Origin of the sequence: Bremerella sp. JC817 (assembly GCF_040718835.1) — a bacterium.
Lineage (GTDB): Bacteria > Planctomycetota > Planctomycetia > Pirellulales > Pirellulaceae > Bremerella.
Map to the genome: position 1 here is coordinate 82,334 of NZ_JBFEFG010000264.1, position 23,641 is coordinate 105,974.

20 protein-coding genes are annotated in these 23,641 nt (G+C 56.4%); 11 read left to right on the forward strand and 9 right to left on the reverse strand.

Annotated features, from left to right (window positions below; all coding sequences use genetic code 11):
* Positions 1-283: 283 nt before the first annotated feature.
* Together AB1L30_RS06720 and AB1L30_RS06725 are read left to right on the forward strand one after the other, a co-directional pair.
* Positions 284-499, forward strand: a complete 216-nt coding sequence (locus AB1L30_RS06720; protein WP_367012665.1) for a hypothetical protein — start codon at positions 284-286, stop codon at positions 497-499.
* A 200-nt stretch (positions 500-699) separates the two neighbouring features.
* On the forward strand, positions 700-1,350 hold the full coding sequence (locus AB1L30_RS06725; protein ID WP_367012795.1) for a LysE family translocator: 651 nt from the start codon (positions 700-702) through the stop codon (positions 1,348-1,350).
* Between the two features lie 80 nt (positions 1,351-1,430).
* Here AB1L30_RS06725 and AB1L30_RS06730 read toward each other — a convergent pair whose 3' ends face one another.
* The 3 genes from AB1L30_RS06730 to AB1L30_RS06740 all read right to left on the reverse strand — a co-directional run bounded on the left by AB1L30_RS06730 (position 1,431) and on the right by AB1L30_RS06740 (position 3,199).
* Entirely contained in the window at positions 1,431-1,973 is a 543-nt protein-coding gene (locus AB1L30_RS06730) for a carboxymuconolactone decarboxylase family protein (protein WP_367012666.1), read from the reverse strand.
* 91 nt (positions 1,974-2,064) lie between these two features.
* Entirely contained in the window at positions 2,065-2,535 is a 471-nt protein-coding gene (locus AB1L30_RS06735; RefSeq protein WP_367012667.1) for a nuclear transport factor 2 family protein, read from the reverse strand.
* A gap of 79 nt (positions 2,536-2,614) precedes the next feature.
* Positions 2,615-3,199, reverse strand: coding sequence for a TetR/AcrR family transcriptional regulator (locus AB1L30_RS06740; protein ID WP_367012668.1), 585 nt, complete (start codon positions 3,197-3,199; stop codon positions 2,615-2,617).
* 197 nt (positions 3,200-3,396) lie between these two features.
* Between AB1L30_RS06740 and AB1L30_RS06745 the strand changes: the two genes are divergently transcribed.
* The 7 genes from AB1L30_RS06745 (at position 3,397) to AB1L30_RS06775 (ending at position 9,709) form a co-directional block, all read left to right on the forward strand.
* Positions 3,397-4,032 carry a DUF4272 domain-containing protein gene (locus AB1L30_RS06745; RefSeq protein ID WP_367012669.1) on the forward strand — a complete coding sequence of 212 codons (636 nt, stop codon included), beginning with the start codon at positions 3,397-3,399 and terminating at the stop codon, positions 4,030-4,032.
* Positions 4,033-4,142: 110 nt separating this feature from the next.
* Positions 4,143-4,883, forward strand: a complete 741-nt coding sequence (locus AB1L30_RS06750) for an SDR family oxidoreductase (protein ID WP_367012670.1) — start codon at positions 4,143-4,145, stop codon at positions 4,881-4,883.
* A gap of 486 nt (positions 4,884-5,369) precedes the next feature.
* The gene (locus AB1L30_RS06755) at positions 5,370-6,350 is read left to right on the forward strand and encodes a DUF1559 domain-containing protein (protein ID WP_367012671.1); all 981 of its coding nucleotides are present in this window, start codon (positions 5,370-5,372) and stop codon (positions 6,348-6,350) included.
* 41 nt (positions 6,351-6,391) lie between these two features.
* Positions 6,392-6,814, forward strand: a complete 423-nt coding sequence (locus tag AB1L30_RS06760) for a carboxypeptidase regulatory-like domain-containing protein (RefSeq protein ID WP_367012672.1) — start codon at positions 6,392-6,394, stop codon at positions 6,812-6,814.
* 161 nt (positions 6,815-6,975) lie between these two features.
* Positions 6,976-7,389: a hypothetical protein gene (locus AB1L30_RS06765; RefSeq protein ID WP_367012673.1), complete on the forward strand. Its 414-nt coding sequence runs from the start codon at positions 6,976-6,978 to the stop codon at positions 7,387-7,389.
* 593 nt (positions 7,390-7,982) lie between these two features.
* Positions 7,983-9,023, forward strand: a complete 1,041-nt coding sequence (locus AB1L30_RS06770; protein ID WP_367012674.1) for a DUF1559 domain-containing protein — start codon at positions 7,983-7,985, stop codon at positions 9,021-9,023.
* Positions 9,024-9,208: 185 nt separating this feature from the next.
* Positions 9,209-9,709, forward strand: coding sequence for a DUF1569 domain-containing protein (locus tag AB1L30_RS06775; protein WP_367012675.1), 501 nt, complete (start codon positions 9,209-9,211; stop codon positions 9,707-9,709).
* A gap of 33 nt (positions 9,710-9,742) precedes the next feature.
* Here the strand turns inward: AB1L30_RS06775 and AB1L30_RS06780 are convergent, their stop codons facing one another.
* The 5 genes from AB1L30_RS06780 to AB1L30_RS06800 form a co-directional block, all read right to left on the reverse strand.
* Positions 9,743-11,644, reverse strand: coding sequence for a M48 family metallopeptidase (locus AB1L30_RS06780; protein WP_367012676.1), 1,902 nt, complete (start codon positions 11,642-11,644; stop codon positions 9,743-9,745).
* A 221-nt stretch (positions 11,645-11,865) separates the two neighbouring features.
* Complete coding sequence (locus AB1L30_RS06785; RefSeq protein WP_367012677.1) at positions 11,866-13,449, reverse strand: methyl-accepting chemotaxis protein; 1,584 nt, start codon at positions 13,447-13,449, stop codon at positions 11,866-11,868.
* Complete coding sequence (locus tag AB1L30_RS06790) at positions 13,442-14,134, reverse strand: hypothetical protein (protein ID WP_367012678.1); 693 nt, start codon at positions 14,132-14,134, stop codon at positions 13,442-13,444. Before AB1L30_RS06790 ends, AB1L30_RS06785 begins: the two co-directional genes overlap by 8 nt.
* Before the next feature lie 204 nt (positions 14,135-14,338).
* Positions 14,339-16,252, reverse strand: a complete 1,914-nt coding sequence (locus tag AB1L30_RS06795) for a M48 family metallopeptidase (RefSeq protein WP_367012679.1) — start codon at positions 16,250-16,252, stop codon at positions 14,339-14,341.
* A gap of 270 nt (positions 16,253-16,522) precedes the next feature.
* Positions 16,523-18,706 (reverse strand): glutamine synthetase III, encoded by a 2,184-nt coding sequence (locus AB1L30_RS06800; protein WP_367012796.1) that lies wholly within the window; start codon positions 18,704-18,706, stop codon positions 16,523-16,525.
* Positions 18,707-19,279: 573 nt separating this feature from the next.
* Between AB1L30_RS06800 and AB1L30_RS06805 the strand changes: the two genes are divergently transcribed.
* Positions 19,280-20,944, forward strand: coding sequence for a tetratricopeptide repeat protein (locus AB1L30_RS06805; protein WP_367012680.1), 1,665 nt, complete (start codon positions 19,280-19,282; stop codon positions 20,942-20,944).
* A 40-nt stretch (positions 20,945-20,984) separates the two neighbouring features.
* On the opposite strand, the gene AB1L30_RS06810 is transcribed toward AB1L30_RS06805, so the two are convergent.
* Entirely contained in the window at positions 20,985-22,172 is a 1,188-nt protein-coding gene (locus tag AB1L30_RS06810; RefSeq protein WP_367012681.1) for an FAD-dependent monooxygenase, read from the reverse strand.
* A gap of 183 nt (positions 22,173-22,355) precedes the next feature.
* Here AB1L30_RS06810 and AB1L30_RS06815 point away from each other — a divergent pair, with 183 nt between their 5' ends.
* The gene (locus AB1L30_RS06815; protein ID WP_367012682.1) at positions 22,356-23,612 is read left to right on the forward strand and encodes a PQQ-binding-like beta-propeller repeat protein; all 1,257 of its coding nucleotides are present in this window, start codon (positions 22,356-22,358) and stop codon (positions 23,610-23,612) included.
* The last annotated feature ends 29 nt before the right edge of the window (positions 23,613-23,641 follow it).

Below are 23,641 nucleotides of genomic sequence, written 5' to 3' on the forward strand. Positions count from 1 at the left end.
CTGTTTTCGATGTACGAGAAAGCGCCAGGCCGGAATATCCCCAACTATGAGGTACTAGTAATTGGGTGTGAAAAATGGTACGATAGTCGATGCTGTGGAAAAAATGGCGATGGATTACCTGGGGCAAGGAGCCGCCAGGGGCTATCTCTCTGGATTCCTTGCTGTTCGATCCGTCGCATGATGTGTGGTGATTTCGAGCAGACGGCACCCGACTTTATGGACGGAGTCGCCAATTTTATAGCAGGAGGCTGAGCTCTTCGAATCCTTATCATAGGAGCTTCCCATGCTGACCGAAGGCGAAAAGAAAGTCCTGAGAACATTCCGCCAATACTTGATGGATCCAGGCCGAATGCTCTGCTTCACAGGTCCCATGCTCGCGACTCACAAGAATTCTCTTTCCAAGCTGGTCAAGCGGGAATACTTGGTACCTGAATCGTTCAAAGGGGCTTACAGCCTGACCAATGCTGGCTTCCAGGCCATGCGTACTTGCGGAAAATAACACGACCGAATCAGGTCGAGTTCCCATATAAATCGCCGGGCAGATTTCACAACCAGAAGTCTGCCCGGCTTTTTTTATGCCCACATTGAACCGCGGCCGCTCCGTCGGTGTCGAGTCGATACTTCTGCGTTATTCTGTACGGGTCATGTCCGCACCCCGTGGGAATGTCGCCAGAGGGCTTCGTTCAGGAATTCATCGTGATGCCGCCCATCGAATCACTGCCTTACTTTTTCCTGGCCATGCTCGTCATCAGTATCACGCCGGGGCCAGATATGCTGGGGATTCTCAGCTATGGCATCGCCCGCGGACGTCAGGCCGGCATGGGGTTCGCATTCGGCGTTGGCCTGGGAACACTCTTTCATACACTGCTGGCGGTTGTTGGCATTTCGGCGATCGTCGCCACGTCGCCGTGGGCGTTTCGTGGGATCATTTACGCAGGGGCGTCGTACCTGATCTATCTCGGAACGAAAGCCTTGCTCAAGCCAGGTTCGATCGGGGAAGAAAGCGAAGAAGTCGCTGTTGAGAAAAGCACTGCGCGACCAGGATTCTGGCCAGCGGCGATGCGTGGTTTTCTGTGCAATGCCCTTAACCCCAAGGTCGGGCTCTTCTTTCTGGCGTTTCTGCCCCAGTTCATCAATCCGCAGCAACCAGCCTGGTCGCAGCTTTTGGTGCTGGGCGTGGTGTTCTGGCTGTGGACGACATTCAGCTATTCGCTGTTGGGCTATTACTGCGGGGTCGTTGGCAGTTGGTTACGTGGCCGGCAGTCGACGGGACGCTGGATCGATCGCGTCACCGGCGGACTATTCGTCGGCCTGGGACTGCATTTGATCTTTACCGGGCAGAAGTCATAGCGTGCGTGATTCCCTGCGTGGATGCCTCGCGGACAGGCAAGCCCAACGTGCACCCACGCAGAGAAGATCACACCAACGCATTACGCCGGGACCGCATCGACTTGCGGGAAGTCGATTTCCGTTTCCGCGACGCTATTGAAGTAGTTGGTCAGCACATTCAGGGCGACATGGGCGACCACTTCCGCCACGGCAGCGTCGTCATAACCCGCCGCGCGAAAGTTCTCTAACTCGGCGTGTTCAACGTGTCCCTGCGATCGGAGGATGCTTTGCGTGAAGCGGAGCAGGGCGTCCGCCTGCGGATCGTCCGACTTACCTTTGCGAGCCTCGACGACTTCCTCTGCCGAAAGACCAACCATCTTGCCCAGCATCGAGTGGGCAGCCAGGCAGTATCCGCAGTCGTTCTGCTGAGCCGAGGCCAACGCGACACGTTCCCTGTCTTGGGCCGACAGCACGCCATGTCCCAGCGATTGGCTGAGGCTCAGGTAGCCTTCCAGTGCCGCGGGCGAATGGCCGAGCGTTTGCATCATGTTGGGCACCTTGCCGAGGGCACGCTTCACTTGATCGTAAAGCTGGCTGGTCTTACCGGTGGCGTTGGCAGGAGCGATAGTTTGCAGGCGTGGCATGATCCATTTCCTTGTGAAAAAAACAGGTGGCAAATAAAACAGACAGGTCTGTATGTTGTGATGTCAAAAAAAGAAGGGGGTTACAGCGAAACTAAAAAACTTCCGAGATGCCAGGGTGGTCGGCAGGCCGCGGAGCATCTTCCGGCCAATCGAATCTCCGCTGGTCGGCGGTGATTGCATAGTCGTTGATGCTCGCCTCGCGGCGTCGCATGAGCCCGTCGGCATCGAATTCCCATAGCTCGTTGCCATAGGCACGGAACCACTGACCGTCAGCGTTGTGGTATTCGTATTGAAAGCGAACCGCGATCCGGTTGTCCGTGAACGACCAGAGGCTCTTCACCAGGCGATAATCGAGCTCGCGTTCCCATTTATCAGCGAGGAAGGCCTGGATCTCTTCGCGGCCGGTGACGAACCGATCTCGGTTTCGCCACTGGGAATCGATTGAGTAGGCCAGCGAGACTCGCTGTGGGTTGCGAGAGTTCCAGGCATCTTCCGCGGCCCGAACTTTCGCCAAGGCGGTCGCCTCGGTAAAGGGGGGCCGGATCGATGTCGGTGTGGTCATCGAGATTCTCCTTATTGGTAGGTGCAAATTAAGGTATGTAGAACGGTCTGTATTGGTGCGGCAAAAAAAGAGTTGGCGATTACTCGTCGAGCCAGGTCTCTCCCAGCAGTTGCCGGGTTGCCTTACGTGCCTGGTCGGCTGGCTTTGGGCTGTGCTGCATCACGGCGGTCACAATCGAGCCTTCCACGATCAGCTCGATGGCAGGCACAACCTGAGCCGGAGCATCGGGGGCGGAAGCTTTGATGGCATCGGCCAGCAAATCATTGAAACGCTTCTTGTGATCCACGGAGTACTGAAACGCGGGATGGTTGCAGTCGGCGATCTCGGCTGCTGTGTTGATGAACATGCAGCCTCGGAACTCAGGAGCCGAGAACCACTTCTTCAAGGCAGTGAAAAAGCCACCCAGTCGGCCACCCTTCTTTGAGGCGCCCTTTTCGATCTGTTCGTCAAAGAACTGAAAGAAGACGGTGTCCCGTCGCTGCAAAACGGCCAGGATCAAGTCGTCCTTCGACTTGAAGTGGTTGTACAGCGTCATCTTTGCCACGTCCGCTTCCGCGATGATACGATCGATCCCGACGGAATTGATTCCATCGGAATAGAACAAGCGGAGTGCCGTGTCGACGATTCGCTCGCGGGCTTTCGACTTGGGTTTGGTGTCTTGCATGCTGGGAATATACAGATCTGTCTATGTTGTGTCAACTAGAAATTTTCAAGGACCGAGTCCAAGGAGATGTGCGGCCGACCCACTGGCCCAGGTGAACCCTTGGAAAAGGCCCCTGGCAGGCCAAAAACGCTCGTAGCCACCGATCGCGGTCCCTGGTAGCATGTTGGCGATCTTTCTTTATCAAAAATGGAGTACTCATGGATAACGAGGCCATCCGGCAGAAGAGTCTGTCGAAGGCGAAGCGGCTGGGGTATCCGGTCAATTCGCATTTGCCGTTGTTGGGGGACATCAAGATCGAACGCTCGTTGGAAGAGTTCGTCGATCGAATGCTGTGTCTCTACACATGCGTGGCTTGTTCTTATGGGCTACCGAAGAAGATCGGCTGGGCCTGGTTGGCTCAGGAAGGCTTGCTCGAGAAAGTCACCACCGGCGAATCGCTTTATCTCCGCGAGAAAGATCCCGACGCTGGCGAGAAGTACAAGACGCACGTCGAAACGATCTGGGCGATGACCTGGATCGCTAGTCTTCAAGACGAACTGGAGTTCGACAAGACCTGTACGAACGAAATGGTCTCGATGTTTCCCAACCTGAAGGCATCGGCATCCAGCGAAGCCTTCCGCAGCAAGTGCCAACTGCGAGAACTGGACGAAGTGGTGCCCAAGATCGACCTGGCATATTGCCTGCACTGGGCCGTCGGCTACGAATCGTTGAACAAGGCCGAGATCCCCAAGAAGCCAAAACGGATTCGCCCTTACATCATCGTCAACCGACGCCTCGCCCTGGAGTGGCTGGTTTGCGACGATCCTTGGGACGAAGTGCACCTCGATACGTAGTTCTCTATCGCAATGCGGCTTTGCCCTGCTCGCTGAAAGATCAGGGCCGCACCGGCACAAGTCGCGGTACTCGTTTGCTGTAAGGCACGGTTTCGATTGGAGTCATCTCGATGCGCAAGTTGGAAGATAAAGTCGCCATTGTCACCGGCGGATCCCGAGGGATTGGTGCCAATATCTGCACTTCATTGGCGGCGGCAGGGGCCAATGTGGTGGTGAACTACACCAGCAACCATCCAGCGGCAGCCGAGGTGGTCGCCAAGATCGAGTCGGATAGCGGCGCTGCGATTGCTGTTCAGGCCGATGTCTCTCAGGTCGAGGACGTGCGGAAACTGTTCGATGCCGCAGAGCAGCAGTGGGGGCCGGTCGATATCCTGGTCAACAATGCCGGCATCGTGCACTACAAAACGATCGAAGAAACCAGCGACGAAGAGTTCGACCGGGTCATGCAGGTCAATACGTACGGCGTCTTTTATGCTCTGCGAGAAGCGGCAACGCGACTGGCCGAAGGGGGCCGCGTGATCAACATCTCCAGCTCTGCCGTCCGCATGATGCTGCCGACCTACGGACCATACTGCGCCACGAAAGGAGCGGTCGAACAGTTGACACGAAGCTTCGCCAAGGAGATGGGGAAGCGTGGGATCACCGTCAACGCGGTTTCGCCAGGTCCGACCGAGACCGACTTGTTCATGGGCAACAACGATCAGGAGAAGATCGAGCGAATGCGAAGCCTGTCCGCGTTCGGCCGGCTCGGTAAATCGGAAGATATGGGCCCGGTCGTCGTGTTTCTCGCCAGCGAAGATGGCGGCTGGATCACAGGGCAAGTGGTCCCCGTGAATGGCGGTACGGCCTAGTCCGTCCTGCGGTGTTCCCAGCGTAAGGCCCCAATCCGGGGGAACCCTTAATGGCGGATTATCTTCCCCGTGCTTCCTTGGTCGGGGTTCCGCTCCCCATGCGTTCGATGAAAGTACCCGGTTGATGGGGTGTCTTGTAGCAGTCGAAGTAGTGGGTAAATATCACGGGATAGTCGCTTGTTTGAGCAACAATTCTAAAGACATGCCTTGTTTCAGAGCATCAGGCCGCTCGCCGGAGGGTGGTAAGGAAGAAACAATGTGAAATTATAAATGTCTATCGAAGGGAATATCTCACTACCTACTGAAAATCATGGGTTAACGATAAATAACAACGCGTTGATGTAAATTTTCTCTCTTCGATTCTCGACGAGCGGAACACTTGCGGCGAAATGGAACGGCATTTGAGTTACCAAGGCTGTCAATCTCGCCAACCGAGGCCTGGGCTCCGTTGGCAAACTGCCATCATTCGTTAAGGAACTCCCCACTATGACCATCCAGTTTCGCTCGCGACGCGCGTTCACGCTCGTCGAGTTGTTGGTTGTCATCGCGATCATCGGTGTTTTGATCGCTCTGCTGCTGCCGGCCGTCCAGCAGGCACGTGAAGCTGCTCGCCGTATGCAGTGCACCAACAACCAGAAGCAAATCGGCCTGGCGATTCACAACTATCACGACACGTACTTGAAGATGCCGTACAACGCGGTGCCGCAGGTCACCACCAGTGCAGTGCAGCGTGGTCCTTCGTGGTTGGTTCGTCTATTGCCCTACGTCGAGCAGAACGCCGCGTACGATCAGTTCCAATTCACCGGCGACTGGTCGATGCAGGATGGACCTAGCCCGAATGCGACGATCCTCGGACAGTTGCGGGTGCCAGGATTCAATTGCCCCTCCAGCCCGCTGCCAGAGCTCGAATCGCAATCGACCAATGCCAACGGTACCGTCTCGCTGCAGGTCGTGAACTACATCGGTATCACCGGTTCGTATTACAAGGGTGGCACGACCAATGTCGTCTCGGGCTCGCCACAAGACAGCTCTTACGGCGATGCGGTCTACAACGGGATGATCGTTCCGCTTTCGTCCAAGAGCAACGCCATCAATCTGGCCGCGTGCACCGATGGGACCAGCAACACGATGATGGTCACCGAGCAAAGCGACTATTTCATCAACTCTTCGGGAACGAAGGTTGCCCGTCGTAGCTCGGGGCATGCCGGTCGTTCGTGGGCCAACGGGGCGGGGGCAGGCAACTGGACCTCCAACGTAACCACCATTCGCTATGCCATTGGCGAAGAAGGGGGAACCGGGAATGCCGCGAACTATAACGTCAACATTCCGCCAATCTCGGCCCACCCAGGCGGCGTGATGATTCTGCTCGGGGACGCCAGCGTTCGCTTCCTTTCGGAAACAACGAACTTCGCGATTCTGACTGGCCTGGGCGATCGCCAGGACGGCAACGTGCTGGGTGAATTTTAATCCAAACGCAGAATCGAACTGAATTGATGAGAGGCGGAACAATGAAGATTCCAACCCTGACCAGCATCGGGGCCACCATGGCTACCGCTGCCCTGATGCTGCTGGTGTTTGGCTGTTCTCAGCAAAGCTATGGCTCGCTTGGTGGCGTTACCGGAACGGTGACGCTGAATGGCAAACCGCACGCGAATGCCAAGGTCACATTCACTCCAGCCGCAGGTCGGCCTTCCAGTGGAATGACCGACGAGAACGGCAATTACGAACTGTTTTACATTCGCGATACCAAGGGAGCCGAACCTGGCTCGCACAAGGTTACGATTGTGACCGTCGCCCCGGTCGAGTCTGACACCTACCAAGGGCCTGCGTTCAAAGATCCCATTCCCCCGAACTACAACCGGGTGACCGAGCTAACGGCGGAAGTCGAAAAAGGCTCGAACACGTTCGACTTCGACTTGAAGGGCAAATAGCACTCACTCTCCCTCCACCTTCTTGACGAGCGGTGCTGGATCGGACCTGATCTGGCACCGCTCTCTCCTCTTCTTGCCCCTACCTTTGCCGGGGACATCTTTCTTTGAATCGCCTTGCGCCGATAGGATGGCAGTGTTACCCCATCAAGACGGAGTAAGAGATGATCGAAGAACAACAACCCCTCCCCGATGTCCCAGAGCCGGACGAGCCCTATCGGATGCCGGTCGAAACGATGTCGCTGCGGCAGATCGATGGCGAGCTCCGTGATCTGTTTAGCGTGGCGGTGTTGTATCTGTTGGTGCCGGTCTTCTTGATTGCCATCAGCACAACCACCGTTGTCGCGACGCCATTCTTTGTCCGCGTGTTGCCTGCGTTTGCCTTGGTGTTTGTGGGGTATTGGATTTTGCAACGCTCGTATGGCCCCCTCTATCGAGCCGAGCCTGCCATGGCGATCGAGTACGTAAAATGGGTCTCTTGGGTTGGTGGCGGAATCATGAGTACTCCTCATGCCCGACTCGTTGCGCTTTGTGAGCGCCGAGAAGCGATTAAGGAAGAAAAAAGCCTTGAATCGTAGTTGTCGCAAAGCATGGTGATTTATGACTTATGATTGCGTATTAACGAGGTAGTAATTTAGGTTTTGCCAAATAGAGGGATCAAGCTTTCCACTCATTCACCTACGTTCTGCATTTTGTCAACGGGAGATTATCTCGCGTTAATTGATGCAGAGAGATGTTAACGGTGACGAACCTATTTATTCGTCATATTTTCCCATGACATAGTCAGAAGAAAATGGACAAATTGCCTGAGAAGTATTTCGAGGGTGCCCCCTTAGTCGGTAGATACGCTGCTGACGAATCCCAAGGCGCGATTCTCGTACATAAAGGGGGTGTGGCACCCTGTTAGGTAAATTAGTTTGTTTTTGTTGCCTGATTAGCACTCGTGAAGATAAGAAAGTTGAGTATAAAGAAATACGCAGCGCTTTTCATGCAGTAGGGTTTCTCATCAATCTCTCTGCAAACCTCGCTGGGTAACGCGGCCATAGAGGCACGGGGAGATCAACTCTCCGGGGTCGTAATACCGGTTCTCGCATCAGTTCAACGGCGGGAACTCACTCACATCTAGTTCTAATTTTCTTGCATCTCTCTGGGGACAGAGAAGGAGACGTTCGTGACTCATTCTTGGAATGCCCGCCGGGGGTTTACCCTGGTGGAACTGCTCGTTGTGATCGCCATTATTGGCGTATTGATCGCCCTGCTTCTGCCGGCGGTCCAGCAGGCTCGTGAAGCCGCTCGTCGTATTCAGTGCAACAACCAGCTGAAGCAGCTCGGTTTGGCCATGCACAACTACCACGACACGTACATCAGCAAACTGCCTTTCAACTCGTGCTACATCAGCGGGTCGGGCAACACCACTGCTCCATCGTTCTTCGTGCGTCTGCTGCCGTTCCTCGAACAGAACGCTGCTTACGATGCCTTGGATTGGAGCGGTTTCAACAACGGTACCTTCATCACCGACAATACCCAGACCGGCGATCCACTGCTGGCCCTGCGTGTTGACGGCCTGTGGTGCCCATCGAGCCCGCTGCCAGAAACCCTGAACAATGTTCAGCTGACCAGCTACACCGGTATCGGTGGTACCGCTCAGAAGTGGAGCACCTCGGCTGCCGCGGTTCAGAACATCGACTCGACCAAGAAGGCCCAATACTACAACGGTATGGTGGTCGCTAAGGGTGACGGTTCGAACCCAATCGGTTTGGAAAGTGCAACCGACGGTACCAGCAATACTATGATGATCAGCGAATGCAGCAACTACTTCTACGATGCCAATCGCGTGAAGCAAGTTGACACCATTCGTACCAGCATGGGGCCAAACAGCGTTGGTGGTGCTTGGAACGGTCTGGGCTTCACCAGCACCGGTACCGGTACGGTCACGACGGCTCAGAACGTTACGTTCATCGACCTCGATCCAACCAACAACACCACGGTTCCTTACCTCGGTAACATCAACTCGGGCGTCAACGCCGGCAGCTCGCCAGTTTTGGGCAACGCTAAAGGCAATACCGCGATTCCGCTGACTGCAGCCCACCCAGGTGGTGTGCTGACCGTTCTGGCCGACGGTTCGTGCCAGTTCATCTCGGAAACCGTTGCCGGTCAGGTTCTGGTCAGCTTGGCCAACCGTCAAGACGGCAACGTTATCCCGGATTATTAATGGTCACGGGCTAACCGCTTGATTCACCAGAAGGCGAGAGCATCCATCGATGCTCTCGCTTTTTTTATGCGCCAATTTTCGCTTCGTCCTAGCTCAAACGGTAAGCTAACCGACGGAAGTAATTCCAGCAGAACGCGATTCTTGAAGGTGGGGCGAATCGAAGCACATCAGAAGGAGCCGAGGCGATGGCAATCAACACGAAGGGAGTCCAGGGGCGTCGCGAAGTGCACTATCGCACGCCCCAAGAGGTCTTGGTCGATGCACGTCAGCTCGCCGAAGCCGAGCATATCGAGACACTGGGCAACTGGAGTCCTGGGCAGATCTTCGATCATCTGGCGAAGGCTTTTGATATGGCGATTGATGGGGCGGACTTTCGTGCCTTCTTCCTGCTGCGGTGGTTTGCGACGCTGTTTCTCAAGCGAAAGTTCCTGGAACGAGGGTTGCCGCCAGGGCTGCCGACCAACGAATGCTTCGTGCCAGAGCCGATCGATAACGATGCCGGTCTCGCCAGGCTGGAAGATGCGATTGGTCGCTACTTGCAGGACCCACGGCGAGGACTGCACCCGATCTTCGGCAAGCTGACGCCCGAGGAGTGGACGCAGTTCCAGCTGCGGCACTGCGAGATGCACATGAGCTTTCTCAAGGTGCAGCAAGACGTCACAGCGCCAGCAACGGCCGACGTCTAGCGGCCAGAGAGCCGTTGAGACGCCCTGCGAGATCTAATCGAATGAGAAGGTCTCGCCAGGCTGGGCGACGTTCACAGGCTCTTCCTGCGACTGCTGATAGGCGATCGCGGACATGGCCCGGGCATAATACTGCTCGAGGGTTTGAATCACCTGCTGCTGCTCCGCTTGTTTCTTGCTGAGTGGCAACTTGATCGTTCGCTTCTTTCCGTCACGCTTCACGACCAGATCGAGCCGGGCACCCCACTGGTTTTCGAACGACATGCTCTCGATTTCGCGGTAGTAAGTCGGCTGATCCCAGTCTTCAAACGTGAGCTTCTCGTAATCGAAGTAGACGATGCGGTTCTTATTCGCAGGGGCTTCGACCGCCGGGAAGAACTTCTCGACCAGTTCCTGTTCTTCGGTATTCGAGGGGATATAGCGATACGCCAAGATGTTCTCGTGGAACTGACGGAACTGCTCTTCGTAGTGTTCCCACTGCTCGCGTTCCAGATCGTTGGCCCGTTCAATCTTCTGGAACCAAGGCCCCAGCGAGTCATCCCCCAAAGCATGACGCATCACGTCAGGAGTCGCCGAAAAGCCGAGGGCTTCCAGACGAGCGTGTAGCGGGGGATGGGAATCGAACGGATGCGTGGTGGTCAGTTCGCCGACGTCGCGTTTGTCGACGAAGGCGGTTGCATACTCCAGGAAGCCGCCGTCGATTCGTTGCGATAAATTGACTTGCTCGTGGGCCTGATCGGCATCGAAGAACTCTTGTTCCAACTCGTTGCGATAATACGAGTACGCCGTGGTGCGAAGCAAGGCCTGGGCCATCGATTGCGGCGAGGTGCCGCTGGCGGCCAGACGATCGGCTCGGAACTCGCGTTGCCGACTTAGGCTGCCGAGCGAGACTTCAAACAGCATGCGGAACATGACGGCAAAGTAGAAAACTGGCAGCGAGATGCCGCCATCGTGCAGGCCCTGCAGAAAATGGCCATACTTGGCCAGCAGTGGGCTGATCTTCTGCGTGTAGAGGGTGTCGTCGCCGTTGAAGTGGGCCAGTTCGTGCAGCAGCACGGCGTCGGCTTCATCGCCTGGCAGCTTCTTCAGCAGCGAGAGGCTAACGAACAGCGTCCGCCCGGTATAGGTTTGCAATTCGTCACTATCTTTCACCTTTAGCTTCACGGGGCACTGCGTCACGAAGAAGCTATCGTCGATGCCCGCAATCACATGATCCGGCGGGGCGGTCTGCATTGCCTGGCTTAGTCGTTCCAGGTCGTACCAAAGCTGTGGAGCCATCTCCGGCGTGATCTTATGTCCTTCGATCACAAAGTCGTCGTCCACCTTCTTGAAGATCGCGACGATCACGGCCCCCATGGCCGCGAAGGCCATCAAGCCAAACACCACCAACAGTTTGATGATGTAGATCTCGAAGAAGAAGGCCGGAATCCAGAACGAAAGCGAGAACACCAGCAGCGACTGGGCGATCACTTCCAGCGTGCAAAACAGGCGTAGCGTATGCCAGCCGGCCAGCAGGCTGTAGTACTGCATTGCTTGCGAACGAAGCGAGAGAAGAACGCTGATTCCAATCAGGAAACAGGTCCCCACACCCGCCAGAATACAGAACCATGCAACGCGAATCGCCCAAATGATCGAGAGCTGCATGTACAGATAATCGGCCGGCAATTCGTTCCGCCACGCGACCAATTCCGGGTCGCTAGAGACCAGCAGCGACGACAGATTGACGTTCTCTATCTGAGCCAGTTCTTCGGCACGCTCTTGGGGATTGAGCATCCTATCGGCTTTGATTTCGTCCCGCATGCCTTGGCGGAAGAATTCGTCGTAGGTCCCTTGGACATGCTCGTAGAAGAAAAGACACGCCACCGGGATCAGGAACAGAGCCAATGCCGGATAGATGTAAGTTTTGACGAAGCCGAGGCTCGAAAAGTTTTGCGACATGCGACAAGGCGCCTGCGTGGGAACCGCTCGTGCAATGGGGCACGAATCGTTCGCAGTGGATAGCAAAGAAAGGAATGGCACGTCTTGCGCCATCTTGGCATGCACGCAGTATGAGGAAGCTTGCCTTCCAGGGCAAGAAAAACTTTCGGTTCGAAAAGAAAGCAGGCCACTTCCTTCATCAGGAAGCGGCCTGAGTGGTTGTTCAATGGCTGGCGAGAAGCCTATCGCGAGCTCGCCAACTGCCGGGTATCGGTGTCGCGGAATTGGAACTGGCGAACGCATTGGCTAAGCTCTTGAGCCAGGTTTGCCAGCACGTCCCCTTCATCGGAAAGCTGGTCGCCGTTATTGCGCGTGACCGATTGAGCCTCCTGCAGTTGCGTCAATTGCGATTGAAGACGCATCGCGGACTCGGCCTGCGAATGAGTCAGGTGCCCGATACTCGTCGTTTGCGAAGTGATCGACTCGACCGAAGCACACACCTGCTTAAATTGCTCGGCGGTTCGGTTGCTCTTCTCAACACCGGTCTGAATGTGCTGCCGGGTTTGTTCGATCAACGCGGTGACCTGGGCGATGTTGTGATCGCAGCGCCCAGCTAGTTCTTTCACTTGCTGGGCAACCACAGCAAACCCGCGGCCTGCTTCGCCGGATCTTGCCGCTTCGATCGAGGCATTCAATGCCAGCAAATTCGTTTGTTTGGCAAGCTCCTGGATGGTGCCGATCGTCGAGATCATTTCGTCGGCACTGTCTTGAATTGTCTTCATCGACTTTTCCGAGTCAGCGAGCGTTTCGGTGCCGAGTCGAGCGATCTTGTTGGCTGCGAGCGAGGTCGCTTCGGCCTGGGAGACGTTTTCGCGAATCGCTTGAATCGAGTCGTTGAGCGTGAGCACTTCTTCAGCCATGTGATGTAGAGACTCTCCCTGGCTGGCGATACCATCGGAAAGTGTCGAAGAACTGGTATGCAGTTGTGTCGAACTCGAGGTCACGCCTTCCACGCTGCGCGAGAAAGTGGCGATCACGTGATTCCATGAATCGATGGTGTGCTGGATGTCGGTTCGCAGCGAACTCACCATGCCATCGTGCACTTCTGGAATGGTCACCGTCAGATCGCCATGGCTGGCTCGATCAAAGACCGGACGGAGCGATTCAATTGCTGATCGCAGCGTTTCGTGCTGGCGGCTGCTGGCAACTTGCTCGCGTGCCAGGATCGACGAATCCCGTAGCGAAGCATAAATACCAACCAGCAGAACCGCATCTTCAATCACGACCCACGCGGCATGTTCCAGTGCCAGAACGAGGGCTGGATCCGAGAGCCCAAAGATCGAATACGGCCAGAACACCGCACGCAGCAAGTGATCAGCCGCCGTAAACCCGGTGGCGGCCAACAGCACCAGGGGATCGCGGTAAAGCGAAAGGAATGCCAGCGACGCGAAGACGTGAAAATGGACTTCCGTGCGTCCGCCACTGATATGAATGAACAATGCCGAAAAAGCGGCCTGCGAAATCGCCATCACGTAGCGAGTCATGCGATCGCGAGAGCGGTAGTAACCGAGGTACGCCGGCAGAACGCCCAGCAAGATCGCCAGAATCGCCGAGCCCCACACGTGATTGTGGATGCTGCTTTCGTGGCCAGCCCATGTGCGTGGCGTCAGGAAGATTGCCAGCCCCAAGGCAATCGCCGCTTGCAGTAACATCAGGTTGGCAAACAACCGATTAGTTCGCTGGTCGGCTGCCACTTCTCGTTGAAGGACGAGGGCGGCCTCTTGCGGGTCAAGGCCTTCGTATTGTGGAAACAGGATCTTATTCATGAGGATTCCTATTTTCGCAGCATGGGGAAGGGATGAGTGATTCAACCGCCGCCAGATTCGAGGTCGCAAGTGGCTCGCTCCCCTTAAGCGGGCAGCCAAACACTGGGAACTGCTTGCGACCAGACGACCAGCCTTCGATCACTGAACTGAGGCACGCCAGGCCCGAGTTATTGCCTTCATGGCCACGCCGAGAGGTCACCCCTCCGCTAAACCGAAGATTGCCAAGTTCATCAAATAGCAGGCAATGGCCACTGGTTGTCACGCGAAAACGATCCGCTTCGAGACCGTCGATGTCGCGATATACATCAATGGATGGACGCGATTGCCAGCGTGCCACGTGTCCGCGGCAACTGCCGGCGGTCAGCCAGTTCGACTCGAATGATTCCTGGTGCGAATCGCTCAGGCAGACCAGTGTGATCGCGATCGAATGTTGTTCCGCGATGCGTTCAAGATTGTCGAGAGTCGCACGGCTGCAGGGGCATTCAGGATGTAGGAACACCAGCAGCGAGGATTCGCCAGGCTCGTGGCGAATTGCAGAGCTCCCCGGCCAATTCTCTGGTGGGCGCATTGCAACGCCGGGAGCCGAGCCGTATTGCGTCAACCAACCAAACGTGATCAGAACGGCAAACAGCCACACACCAAAGGCAATCAGGCTTCCTCGATTCGACGTAGGTAAATCCGTCATGAGGGGCTCTCGAACTGTCTGGAAAGTTGAAGAATTTTCGAGAGCCTAGGTTATCAGGGATCAGAAGGCTGCACGTTTACGGCAACCCGAGGATGCCCTCGCATCGTTTGCTGTCGAAGATGATCACGTTCGACTTGTCGAAACGGATGTAGCGATTGCGCACCCTGGTTCGAGGCAGCGAAATCGCTGTCAAAAGGCGTGCAATCAGGAAGTCGCCAGGCTGGGATCTGTCAGCCGATTGTTGCTTTGCGAGGCGAACGCCGCCTCCCGTTCGGCCTGATAGGCATGGGCGAAATCGCTGCGATTCGAGTACCGCTCCATGTTATCGCGAACGGCCATTTCCTGATCGACATCGTTGCGGCTGAGCGGGAGCTTCGCCTTTAGTGGAATCTCCATGCGGCGATACGAGACGATGATATAGGTTTGCTCCTCGCGGAAGATTTCGAACGTCTCGACCTCGTGGTAGTAGATGGGATGCTCCCAGTTTTCAAACGACATCTTCTCGAAGTCAAGAAACAGTCGGCGGCCGTGGGCTACTGGAAGATCGATCGGAGGGAAATACTTTTCGACCAGGGTCCGTTCAGTATCGTTGGAAGGGAGATAGCGATGCACGAGCATCGTTTCGTGGAACGTTCGGAACTCCGCTTCGTAAGCACTCCACTGCTGACGTTCGATTTCTTCGGCATCGTAGATATTGCGATACCAAGGCCCAACCGACTGGTCGGCCAGGGCCGTTCGTAGCGTGTGGGCATCGGCCTGAAAGCCGATGAACTTCAGTCGCTGCTGCACCGGCGGGTGCGAGTCGAACGGGTGAACCGACGTTAGTTCGCCAATCGGGTTTTCGTCGAAATAGCTTTCTGCGAAAGGGCGGAAGCCATCGTCCAGCCGTTTTGAAATTGTGGAGTTCGCGTCGATCGCCGCGGCTTCGTAAATCTCTTCTTCGCATTGTTCGCGATACCGCGAGAACGCGACCACGCGAAGCAAGGCGAAGGCAAACGCTTCCGGCGACGTATGCCGAGCAGCGATCTGATCGGCGCGGTGTTCGCGGTCGCGAGCAACCTTGCCGTTGAGCGAGTGATTGATCACCAGTTGCAGCATCGCCAGGTGATGAATCGGACGCGTCAGCCAGTGCTCGTACAGGCTCTCTGCGTAGGCATAGTGCCGTTCGAATAAAGGGGCGATTCGCTGCGAGTAAATCGTGTCATTGCCGCTGAAGTGAGCCATCTCGTGCAATAGGATCGCGTCGGCTTCCTGATCGGGCAACTGCTTCAGTAGCGGTAGGCTGACGTACAGGATTCTTCCACGCAGCGTGCGTCGCATAACGTCGTCGATCGGCAGCACGACCGGGCACTCGGTAACCCAGAAACCGTCTTCGATGCCAGCGATCACGTAGTCTGGTGGTGATGTGCCTGCCTTGAAACACAGACGGTCCAGATCGTCCCAGAAGAGTGGAGCGTGTTCGCGCTCGATAAGCACGCCAGAGGCTTCATGCCGCAGGTCAACCCGTTTGAACATGGCAGCCGCCGCGGCACCGACACCAGCCAGGCCAGCACCACCGATGAAGATCAGGAACTTCGTCGCCCCGAGGCTGCTGTGCGAGAAGAGATATGCCGAGATCAAGCCGACGATAATAGTTGTTTGAGCGATCAATTCGAGAAGGCCAACGATACTGATGAGGTACCAGCCGCCCAGCAGCGAATAGTACAGCATCTCGTTGGAGCGAATCGACAGGCCTGAGCCAATCGAGATGAGCAGCAGCGTGGCGATGCCCAGGCCGATGCAGCCCCAACTCAGCAGAACGACCCCTTTGTAGGTCAGATAGGTTGGAATATCGAGCGGCCTTAGTTCGCTGTCCCAGCGGCTTAACGCCTTGTTTTCTTTGTTGAGGATCGACCAGGTCGAGGTCTTTTCCAGGGCCTTGAGGGCACTGTTTTTCTGTTGCAGGTTTAGCCCTGGTGCCGTGTTGATCGCACGCTGAAACCGCGCCGTCAGTTGCTGTTCAAATTCAGGTTGAAAGTGGCCGCATACCAGCAGGGCACCAATGGGAATCAGAAAGAGCGTTAGGGCTGGCAATACGAACGAGCGTACCAGCGAGGGCGGAGGCGAATGCTGAGTCATGGTGGGAGGGTCTCCTGGGCGAAAAGAGACGTAAGGCGGACGAGGTTACAGGAGCCCAGCGTGAATGAGCAGCCGAGAAGGTTGGAACGGCCGAAGTAGACTCCCCTAATGGGAGTGTATGATCCGATTGGCTTAGGGGGCTAAACTTGCACGATAGAGGCAATTAGCGCCAGAAAGAATTAGTGCGAATCCCAAGAAAAGAAGCAGGCCGAGATGTGAAGTCTCGGCCCGCTTCCGTGGAAAGATTGAATTGGCAATGCCGATGTCCGCTTAGCGGATGAAGAGCATTTCCTGGTAGGTTGGCAGTGGCCACAGGTCGTCGGCAACGTAGCCTTCCAGTTCGTCGGCGTACTTACGAACTTCGTTCATCGCCGGCAGAACATCGTAGCAGCAAGCGTTGGCCTTCTTGTGCCAGCATTCGATTTCGTCGGCCTTGGCAGCGGCAGCTTCCAGGGCGGCGACACTGTCCTGGAGCGACTTGACCAGGGTGGTCATCTTGTCCAGGGTGTCTTTGTCGAAATCGTAACCCAGAGCCTGAAGGTTCGCACAGGTCGAAGCCAGTTCGTTCTGGTAGCGGATCGAAGCAGGGAAGATCATCGTGCGAGCGATCTCGACGGTGAGCTTGGTTTCGACGCTGATCGACTTGCAGTACTGTTCCAGGTAGATTTCCAGACGGCTTTCCAGCTCGCGTTCCGAGAGGACACCGTACTTGGTGAACAGTTCTTTGACTTCTGGCTTTTCCAGGTAAGGCAGAGCATCGGCAGTGGTCTTCAGGTTCAGCAGACCACGCTTTTCAGCTTCCTGGTGCCATTCTTCCGAGTAACCGTCGCCATTGAACACGACCGCGCCATGTTCGTTAATGATGTCGGTCAGAAGCTTTTGGATTGCTCCGTTCAGCTTCGAGTTGTCGCCGCCGGTGGCTTCTTCCAGCTTGGTCGCACAGTAGTCCAGCGACTCGGCAACGATGGTGTTCATCGCGACGAGTGGACCAGCGATCGACTGGTTCGAGCCAACAGCACGGAATTCAAAGCGGTTGCCGGTGAAGGCGAATGGGCTGGTACGGTTACGGTCGCCAGCATCCTTTGGCAATGGCGGAAGAACGTCGGCACCGATTTCCAGCGTGCCCTTTGGCAGCGAGCTGCTGGCCCCACCACCCTTGATCTGCTCGAAGACGTCGGCCAACTGAGTGCCGAGGAAGATCGAGATGATCGCAGGAGGAGCTTCGTTGGCACCCAGACGGTGATCGTTGGAAGCCGAGGCAACCACAGCACGCAGCAGACCCTGGAACTTGTGCACGGCACGGATAACAGCACCGCAGAACACAAGGAACTGAGCGTTTTCGTGTGGGGTGTCGCCTGGGTCGAGCAGGTTGCCTTGCGAGGCACTGCCCATCGACCAGTTGACGTGCTTACCCGAACCATTGACGCCGGCGAACGGCTTTTCGTGGATCAAGCAGGCCATGCCGTACTTTTCGGCGACGCGCTTCAGGGTGATCATGACCAACTGCTGATGGTCGGTCGCGACGTTGGCGAACTCGAACATCGGAGCAATTTCGTACTGGCCTGGGGCGACTTCGTTGTGACGAGTCTTGACCGGGATGCCCAGCTTGAACAGTTCACGTTCGGTTTCCAGCATGAACGCGAGAACGCGATCTGGAATGGCACCGAAGTAGTGATCGTCGAATTCCTGACCCTTTGGAGGCTGAGCACCGAACAGGGTACGACCAGCGTTGAGAAGGTCAGGACGTGCGAAGAAGAAGTTGCGATCGACCAGGAAGTATTCCTGTTCTGGACCGGCGGTCGAGCTGACCATGGCGCCATCGGTGTGACCGAACAGGCTCAGGATACGCTGAGCTTGCTTGTTCAAAGCCTGCATCGAACGCAGAACCGGGGTCTTCTTATCGAGGGCTTCGCCCGTCCACGAAACAAACGCCGTTGGAATGCACAGCGTGGTTCCGTTCGGGTTTTCCATGATGTAAGCAGGGCTGGTAACGTCCCAAGCGGTGTAACCGCGAGCTTCAAACGTCTGGCGGATACCGCCCGATGGGAAGCTGGAACCGTCTGGTTCGCCCTGGATCAGCTGCGAGCCGCTGAACTCGGCAATGGCGCTGCCGGTGCCGTCTGGGCTGAGGAAGCTATCGTGCTTTTCGGCGGTGAAACCGGTCAGCGGATAGAAGACGTGGGCGTAGTGGGTCGCACCCTTTTCGATGGCCCAATCCTTCATGGCCGAAGCGACGTAGTCGGCGACGGTCGTATCGAGCTTTTCGCCCGTTTCGATCGTCTTCATCAGCGACTTGAAGATCGGCTTAGGAAGACGGTCCTTCATGACCGATTTGCTGAAGACGTTTGCGCAGAACAGTTCCTGAGTTGGGGTTTCCAGGAAGTTCATGGCTGGAGCGGAGGGCTTGTAGTTGGTAACCGCGGAGATGGCTGCCATTCGAGCCGAACCGCCCATAAACCCGCTACCGCTGCCTGCGGAATTGGTTCCGCAAGAGCCCGCCTTACCTTTCGATGCCGTACTCACTAGTGTGTGACCTCCAAAGCCTTAGCGCGAACGGCGACCCCTGGGGAAGGGATCTGCGTCACGCTTTTCGTTGTTGAAATTCCCTTACGATCGATACGCTTCGCGATCCCTGCAGAAGCATGGTGCGGAGTGATAGCAATTACCATGCCGCACCGTCAGAAGGGTCAAAATCGCTAGAAAATGACCCCAGAATGAGTAGCCTCTGCGCGCGAAGTGGGCGTGACCTGCATAGAAATGTAGCAAAAAAGTATTGCCGAGGCCTCTTTTTTAAACTTTGCAAAAAGGGTGCCGACCGTACTGCCGGGGGAGATCAATTTTTGATCACCAGCCCCAGCACGTCGTCGCCCTCTCGAAAAGTCCCATTCGTCGGCCGAACATTTCTGCCCCCGGAAGGTCTCTTCCGGTGGTCACTGTCGCTAAACTTAAAGCGCTGAATAGTCAAAGGGAAGTAGGCAAATGGGCCAAATGGCTCACGGGGCAAAACTATCTTGGGGGATCCTTTTCATGCTTCGCCATCTTCAAAAGCTTGTTTCAGTAGGGTGCCTTCTACTGGCATGCCTGGTCGCTGCTCCACTGCTTCACGCCGAACCTCCCCTGGTCGACGTTCCTATGTTCCCCGGCTTGGGAGAGCATGGCATGAAGATCTCGACCGACCAGCCGCAAGCTCAGGCCTACTTCAATCAAGGCCTGGCCTTTATGTATGGCTTCAATCATGACGAAGCCATTCGCAGCTTCCACGCTGCCGCGAAGCTCGATCCGCAGTGCCCGGCTCCCTGGTGGGCGATTTCGTTTGCCAACGGTCCGAACATCAACTATCCGCTGCTGGACGAAAAACACGCTCCACTGGCCTGGGATGCTTTGCAAAAGGCCAAGGAGCTTGCCAAGAACGGATCGCCCCTCGAACAAGACCTGATCGCGGCGTTGGAAGAACGTTACGCCGACCCGCCGCCTGCCGATCGCAAACCGCTCGATCAAGCGTTTGCCAAAGCGATGCGAAACGTCTGGCAGAAGTATCCCAACCAACCAGACGTCGGCGCGATCTTCGCTGAGAGCCTGATGGATCTTTGGCCTTGGGATCTGTGGCAGAAGGCAGGCGCCGCCAACCCTGACACGGCCGAAGTGATGCGCACACTAGAAGCGGTTCTGCAGCAATCACCAAATCATCCGCTGGCACTGCATCTGTATATCCATACGCTCGAAGCTTCCGGAGAAGTTGCCAAAGCGGCCGACGAAGCGGATCGACTGCGTGATCTGCAGCCTGGTCTCGGGCACATGGTTCACATGCCAAGCCACATCGACGTTCGACTCGGGGCATGGCGGAAGGCAATCGTCGCGAACGAAAAGGCGATTGAGGCCGATGCCGCTTACAAGGCTCAATCACCTGATCAAGACTTCTTCCGGATCTACATGGCTCACAATCGTCACATGTTGGCGTTTGCAGCCATGATGATCGGGCAAGAGAAGGTGGCGACCGAACAAATCGATTTGATGCTCGAAGAAATGCCGGAAGCTTGGGTGGAAGCGAACGCTCCGTTCGTCGATGGGATGCATAGCATGCCGTACGAAATGCACATTCGGTTTGGACGCTGGGATGCGATCTTGGCAGAGCCAGAACCTGCCGAGCACTTCCCGATTTGCCGAGCGATGCGACACTTCGCACGGGGAGTTGCTTACGCCGCGAAGAAGCAGCCAGAGAAGGCTCGCCAAGAACAGGCCATCTTCCAGAAGCTGAAAGACGCGATGCCAGAGGATGCCTACTTTGTGCTGAACCCTGCCAACGTTGTTCTGGCGGTCGCTGACAACATGCTGGAAGGGGAAATCCTCTACCGCGAAGGGAAGACCGATCAGGCCGTGGCGAGTTTGCAGAAGGCAGCCGAACTGGAAGACGAACTTCGCTATACCGAGCCGCCAGATTGGATTCAGCCGGTGCGTCACGCGTTGGCGGCAACCTTGATGGATGCCAAACGCTACGCCCATGCCGAGAAGGTGTTACGCCGCGATCTCGAGATTCATCCGCATAACGGCTGGGCATTGTACGACCTGGCCCGCAGTCTCCGGATGCAAGAGAAGTGGGACGAAGCCGACAAAGTTCAGGCCGAGTTCGAGATCGCCTGGAAAGACTCGGACGTCAAGATGAGCTCGGCGTGCATGTGCTTGCCGGCTCAATAATCCGTGAAAGAAAGAGACTGACTCCGCGCGATTGGCTGGGTCAGTCTCGTCGTCGCTTGCGTGGCTTTTCGTCGGCGGCTTCCGCTTCGCTGGCCGCTTTCTTCTGCATGAGCGGAAGGGGGTGATCGAGACCGGTTAAGGTCTTCAGCATGTTCTCGCGGATGCTCTTCCAACGCATGACACGCGGGAGCATCACATTGCGAATCGTACGTCGCATCCACGACTCGCCTTTGGCGAAATCGGTGATCGTTCGGATCCGCTGGACGACGGCATTGTCGACCGGCCAACGCTGTTGATCGTAAAGCTTTAGTTCGTCTCGCTTGGCAAGTTCGGCGAAGACCCAGGCATCTTCGATCCCCAGGTTCATGCCACGGGCACCGACCGGCGAATGTAGATGGGCTGCGTCGCCAGCGAAGTAGACCTGGCCAACGCTCATCGATTCGACCACGCGATGCGCGATGTGGAACGACGAATTCCAAAGGGATTCGCCAATCAGATTGGATTCGGTCAATTGAGCTAACGGTTCTGGGTAGTTTCCCATCACACGCCATACGGTTGGCTCGCCTGGCTTTTCTTCGCCGGTATAGATCGGCAGCAGAAACAGGAAGCCATCGTCCAGCAGCTTGATGTGGGCTCGGTCCGGGGCGAAGTCGGATGCCAGCGGAATGTCGTCCAGCACCCAAGCTCGGTCGTAGGTGTCGCCGGCGAAGGGGACATGGACCGACTTGCGAGCGACACTGTGGGCACCATCGGCGGCCAGGATCCACGGTGCGTCGATCTGCAGGTGCGACTGTGTTTCGGAGTGGACCAGGTTCGCCTTGCCTTGGATCAGGGCAGGGGACTCGACCAGTTCAAGCTGGCGTTCGATCTCGATCCCTTTGCGGGCGAGATGTTCGCTCAAGACCCGCTCGGTTGTGGCTTGCGAGAGGGCCAGCATGAAGGGGAAGCGGTGTTCGAGGTCGTTGAAGTCGACCTCGGCGATGATTTTGTCGTTGCGATGGAAGGTCGTGCCATGGATCTTCCGGCCAAGCCCCAGCAATTGATCGGTGATCCCGCTCTCTTCCAGCAGTTCCAGCGTCCGGGGATTGATGGCCAGTGCTTTCGAGAACTTGGACCGTTCCGCCCGTTTGTCGACGATGCGCGGCACGATTCCGTCCTGAGACAGGAAAGTTGCGGCCGCCATTCCGACGGGACCTGCACCAATAATGAGGGGTGTGGAGAGCGTCATGCAGTCGATTCAGCGCGAGGAATACGTCTTTCGGTCGAAAAACACTACCCCTCACACTAGGTTGCTGTATGAATATCTGCAACCGAGGATCTGAGGGGAATCATTGAGATTAAGGAATCCTCCCCGTTAGAATAACCCTGGTTCACCCATTCTCTCAATTTCTTAACTACGGAGAGTTCACCCATGCCCGCTTCGTTTCGCCTGGGTTCCCGATTCGCACTGTCGTGCGGATTATTGCTTCTGGTTCCATTTTCCCTTTTCGCCGGCGACTGGGCTCAATGGCGTGGTCCTGACCGGGATGGTATCTCGGACGAGAAGGGGCTGTTGGCCGAGTGGCCCAGCGATGGTCCGAAGCTCGCCTGGCAGGTCAACGATCTGGGCGATGGCTACGGTGCGGTTTCGGTTGCCGATGGCATCCTCTTTCTGGTCGTCAACGAAGGACTGGAAGACGAACAAGTAAAAGCTCTCGACGCGACCACCGGTCAAACGTTGTGGAGCACGCGCATTGGCAAGGTTGGCAATCCCGATCAAAAGCCTGATTACCCGGCCGCTCGCAGCACGCCGACAGTGGAAGGCGAGTTCGTTTACGTCTTCGGTTCTGATGGTGACCTCGCTTGCCTGAAGGCAACGAGTGGCGAAGTCGTCTGGAGTAAGAATGTCCGGACAGAATATGGTGGCGAGCCAGGGATCTGGGCGTACTCGGAATCCCCCCTGGTCGATGGCGATAAAGTGATCGTCACGCCTGGTGGTGAGACCGCTGGCATCGTGGCGGTCGATAAGAAGACCGGCAATACGATCTGGAAAGCCGAGACGCCGAAGATGGGCGCGGCCGGGTATGCCTCGGTCCAGAAGGCAACCATCGACGGCGTCGAACAGTACATCGCGTTCATGGGGAACGGTGTCGCCGGCGTGAATGCCAAAGATGGGGCTTTCCTCTGGTCGTATGAAGGAACCTCCGGCACCGCCAACATGGCCACGCCAGTCGTCAGCGACAACGTGGTTTACAGTGGCGGTGGTCGCAAAGGTGGCGGTGCGTTCAAGCTGATCGCTCAGGAAAAAGAACTGACGCCGGAAGAACTTTACTTCAGCCCGAAGCTGCCTTCTTCGATCGGCGGTGCCGTGAAGGTGGATGGCTATCTCTATGGCTGCGGTCAGTCGACACTCATGTGTTTCGATGCGATGACCGGCGAAATCAAATGGCAGGAACGCATCAGCGCCGCGGCGTCGATCGTATATGCCGACGGTCGTTTGTACCTGCATACCGAAGATGGCAAAGTGATGATGGTCACTGCCTCGCCGGAAGGATTTCAACTGCTGGCCGAGTTCACGCTGCCAGGCCAACCGGAAGGGCGTGGCAAGGAATGGGCCTATCCAGCCCTGGCCGACGGCAAGCTCTACTTGCGTCAGCATGGCACCGTGTGGGTGTATGACGTGAAGTAAACTCAAGAAATAAATCGAGCCAGGCACAT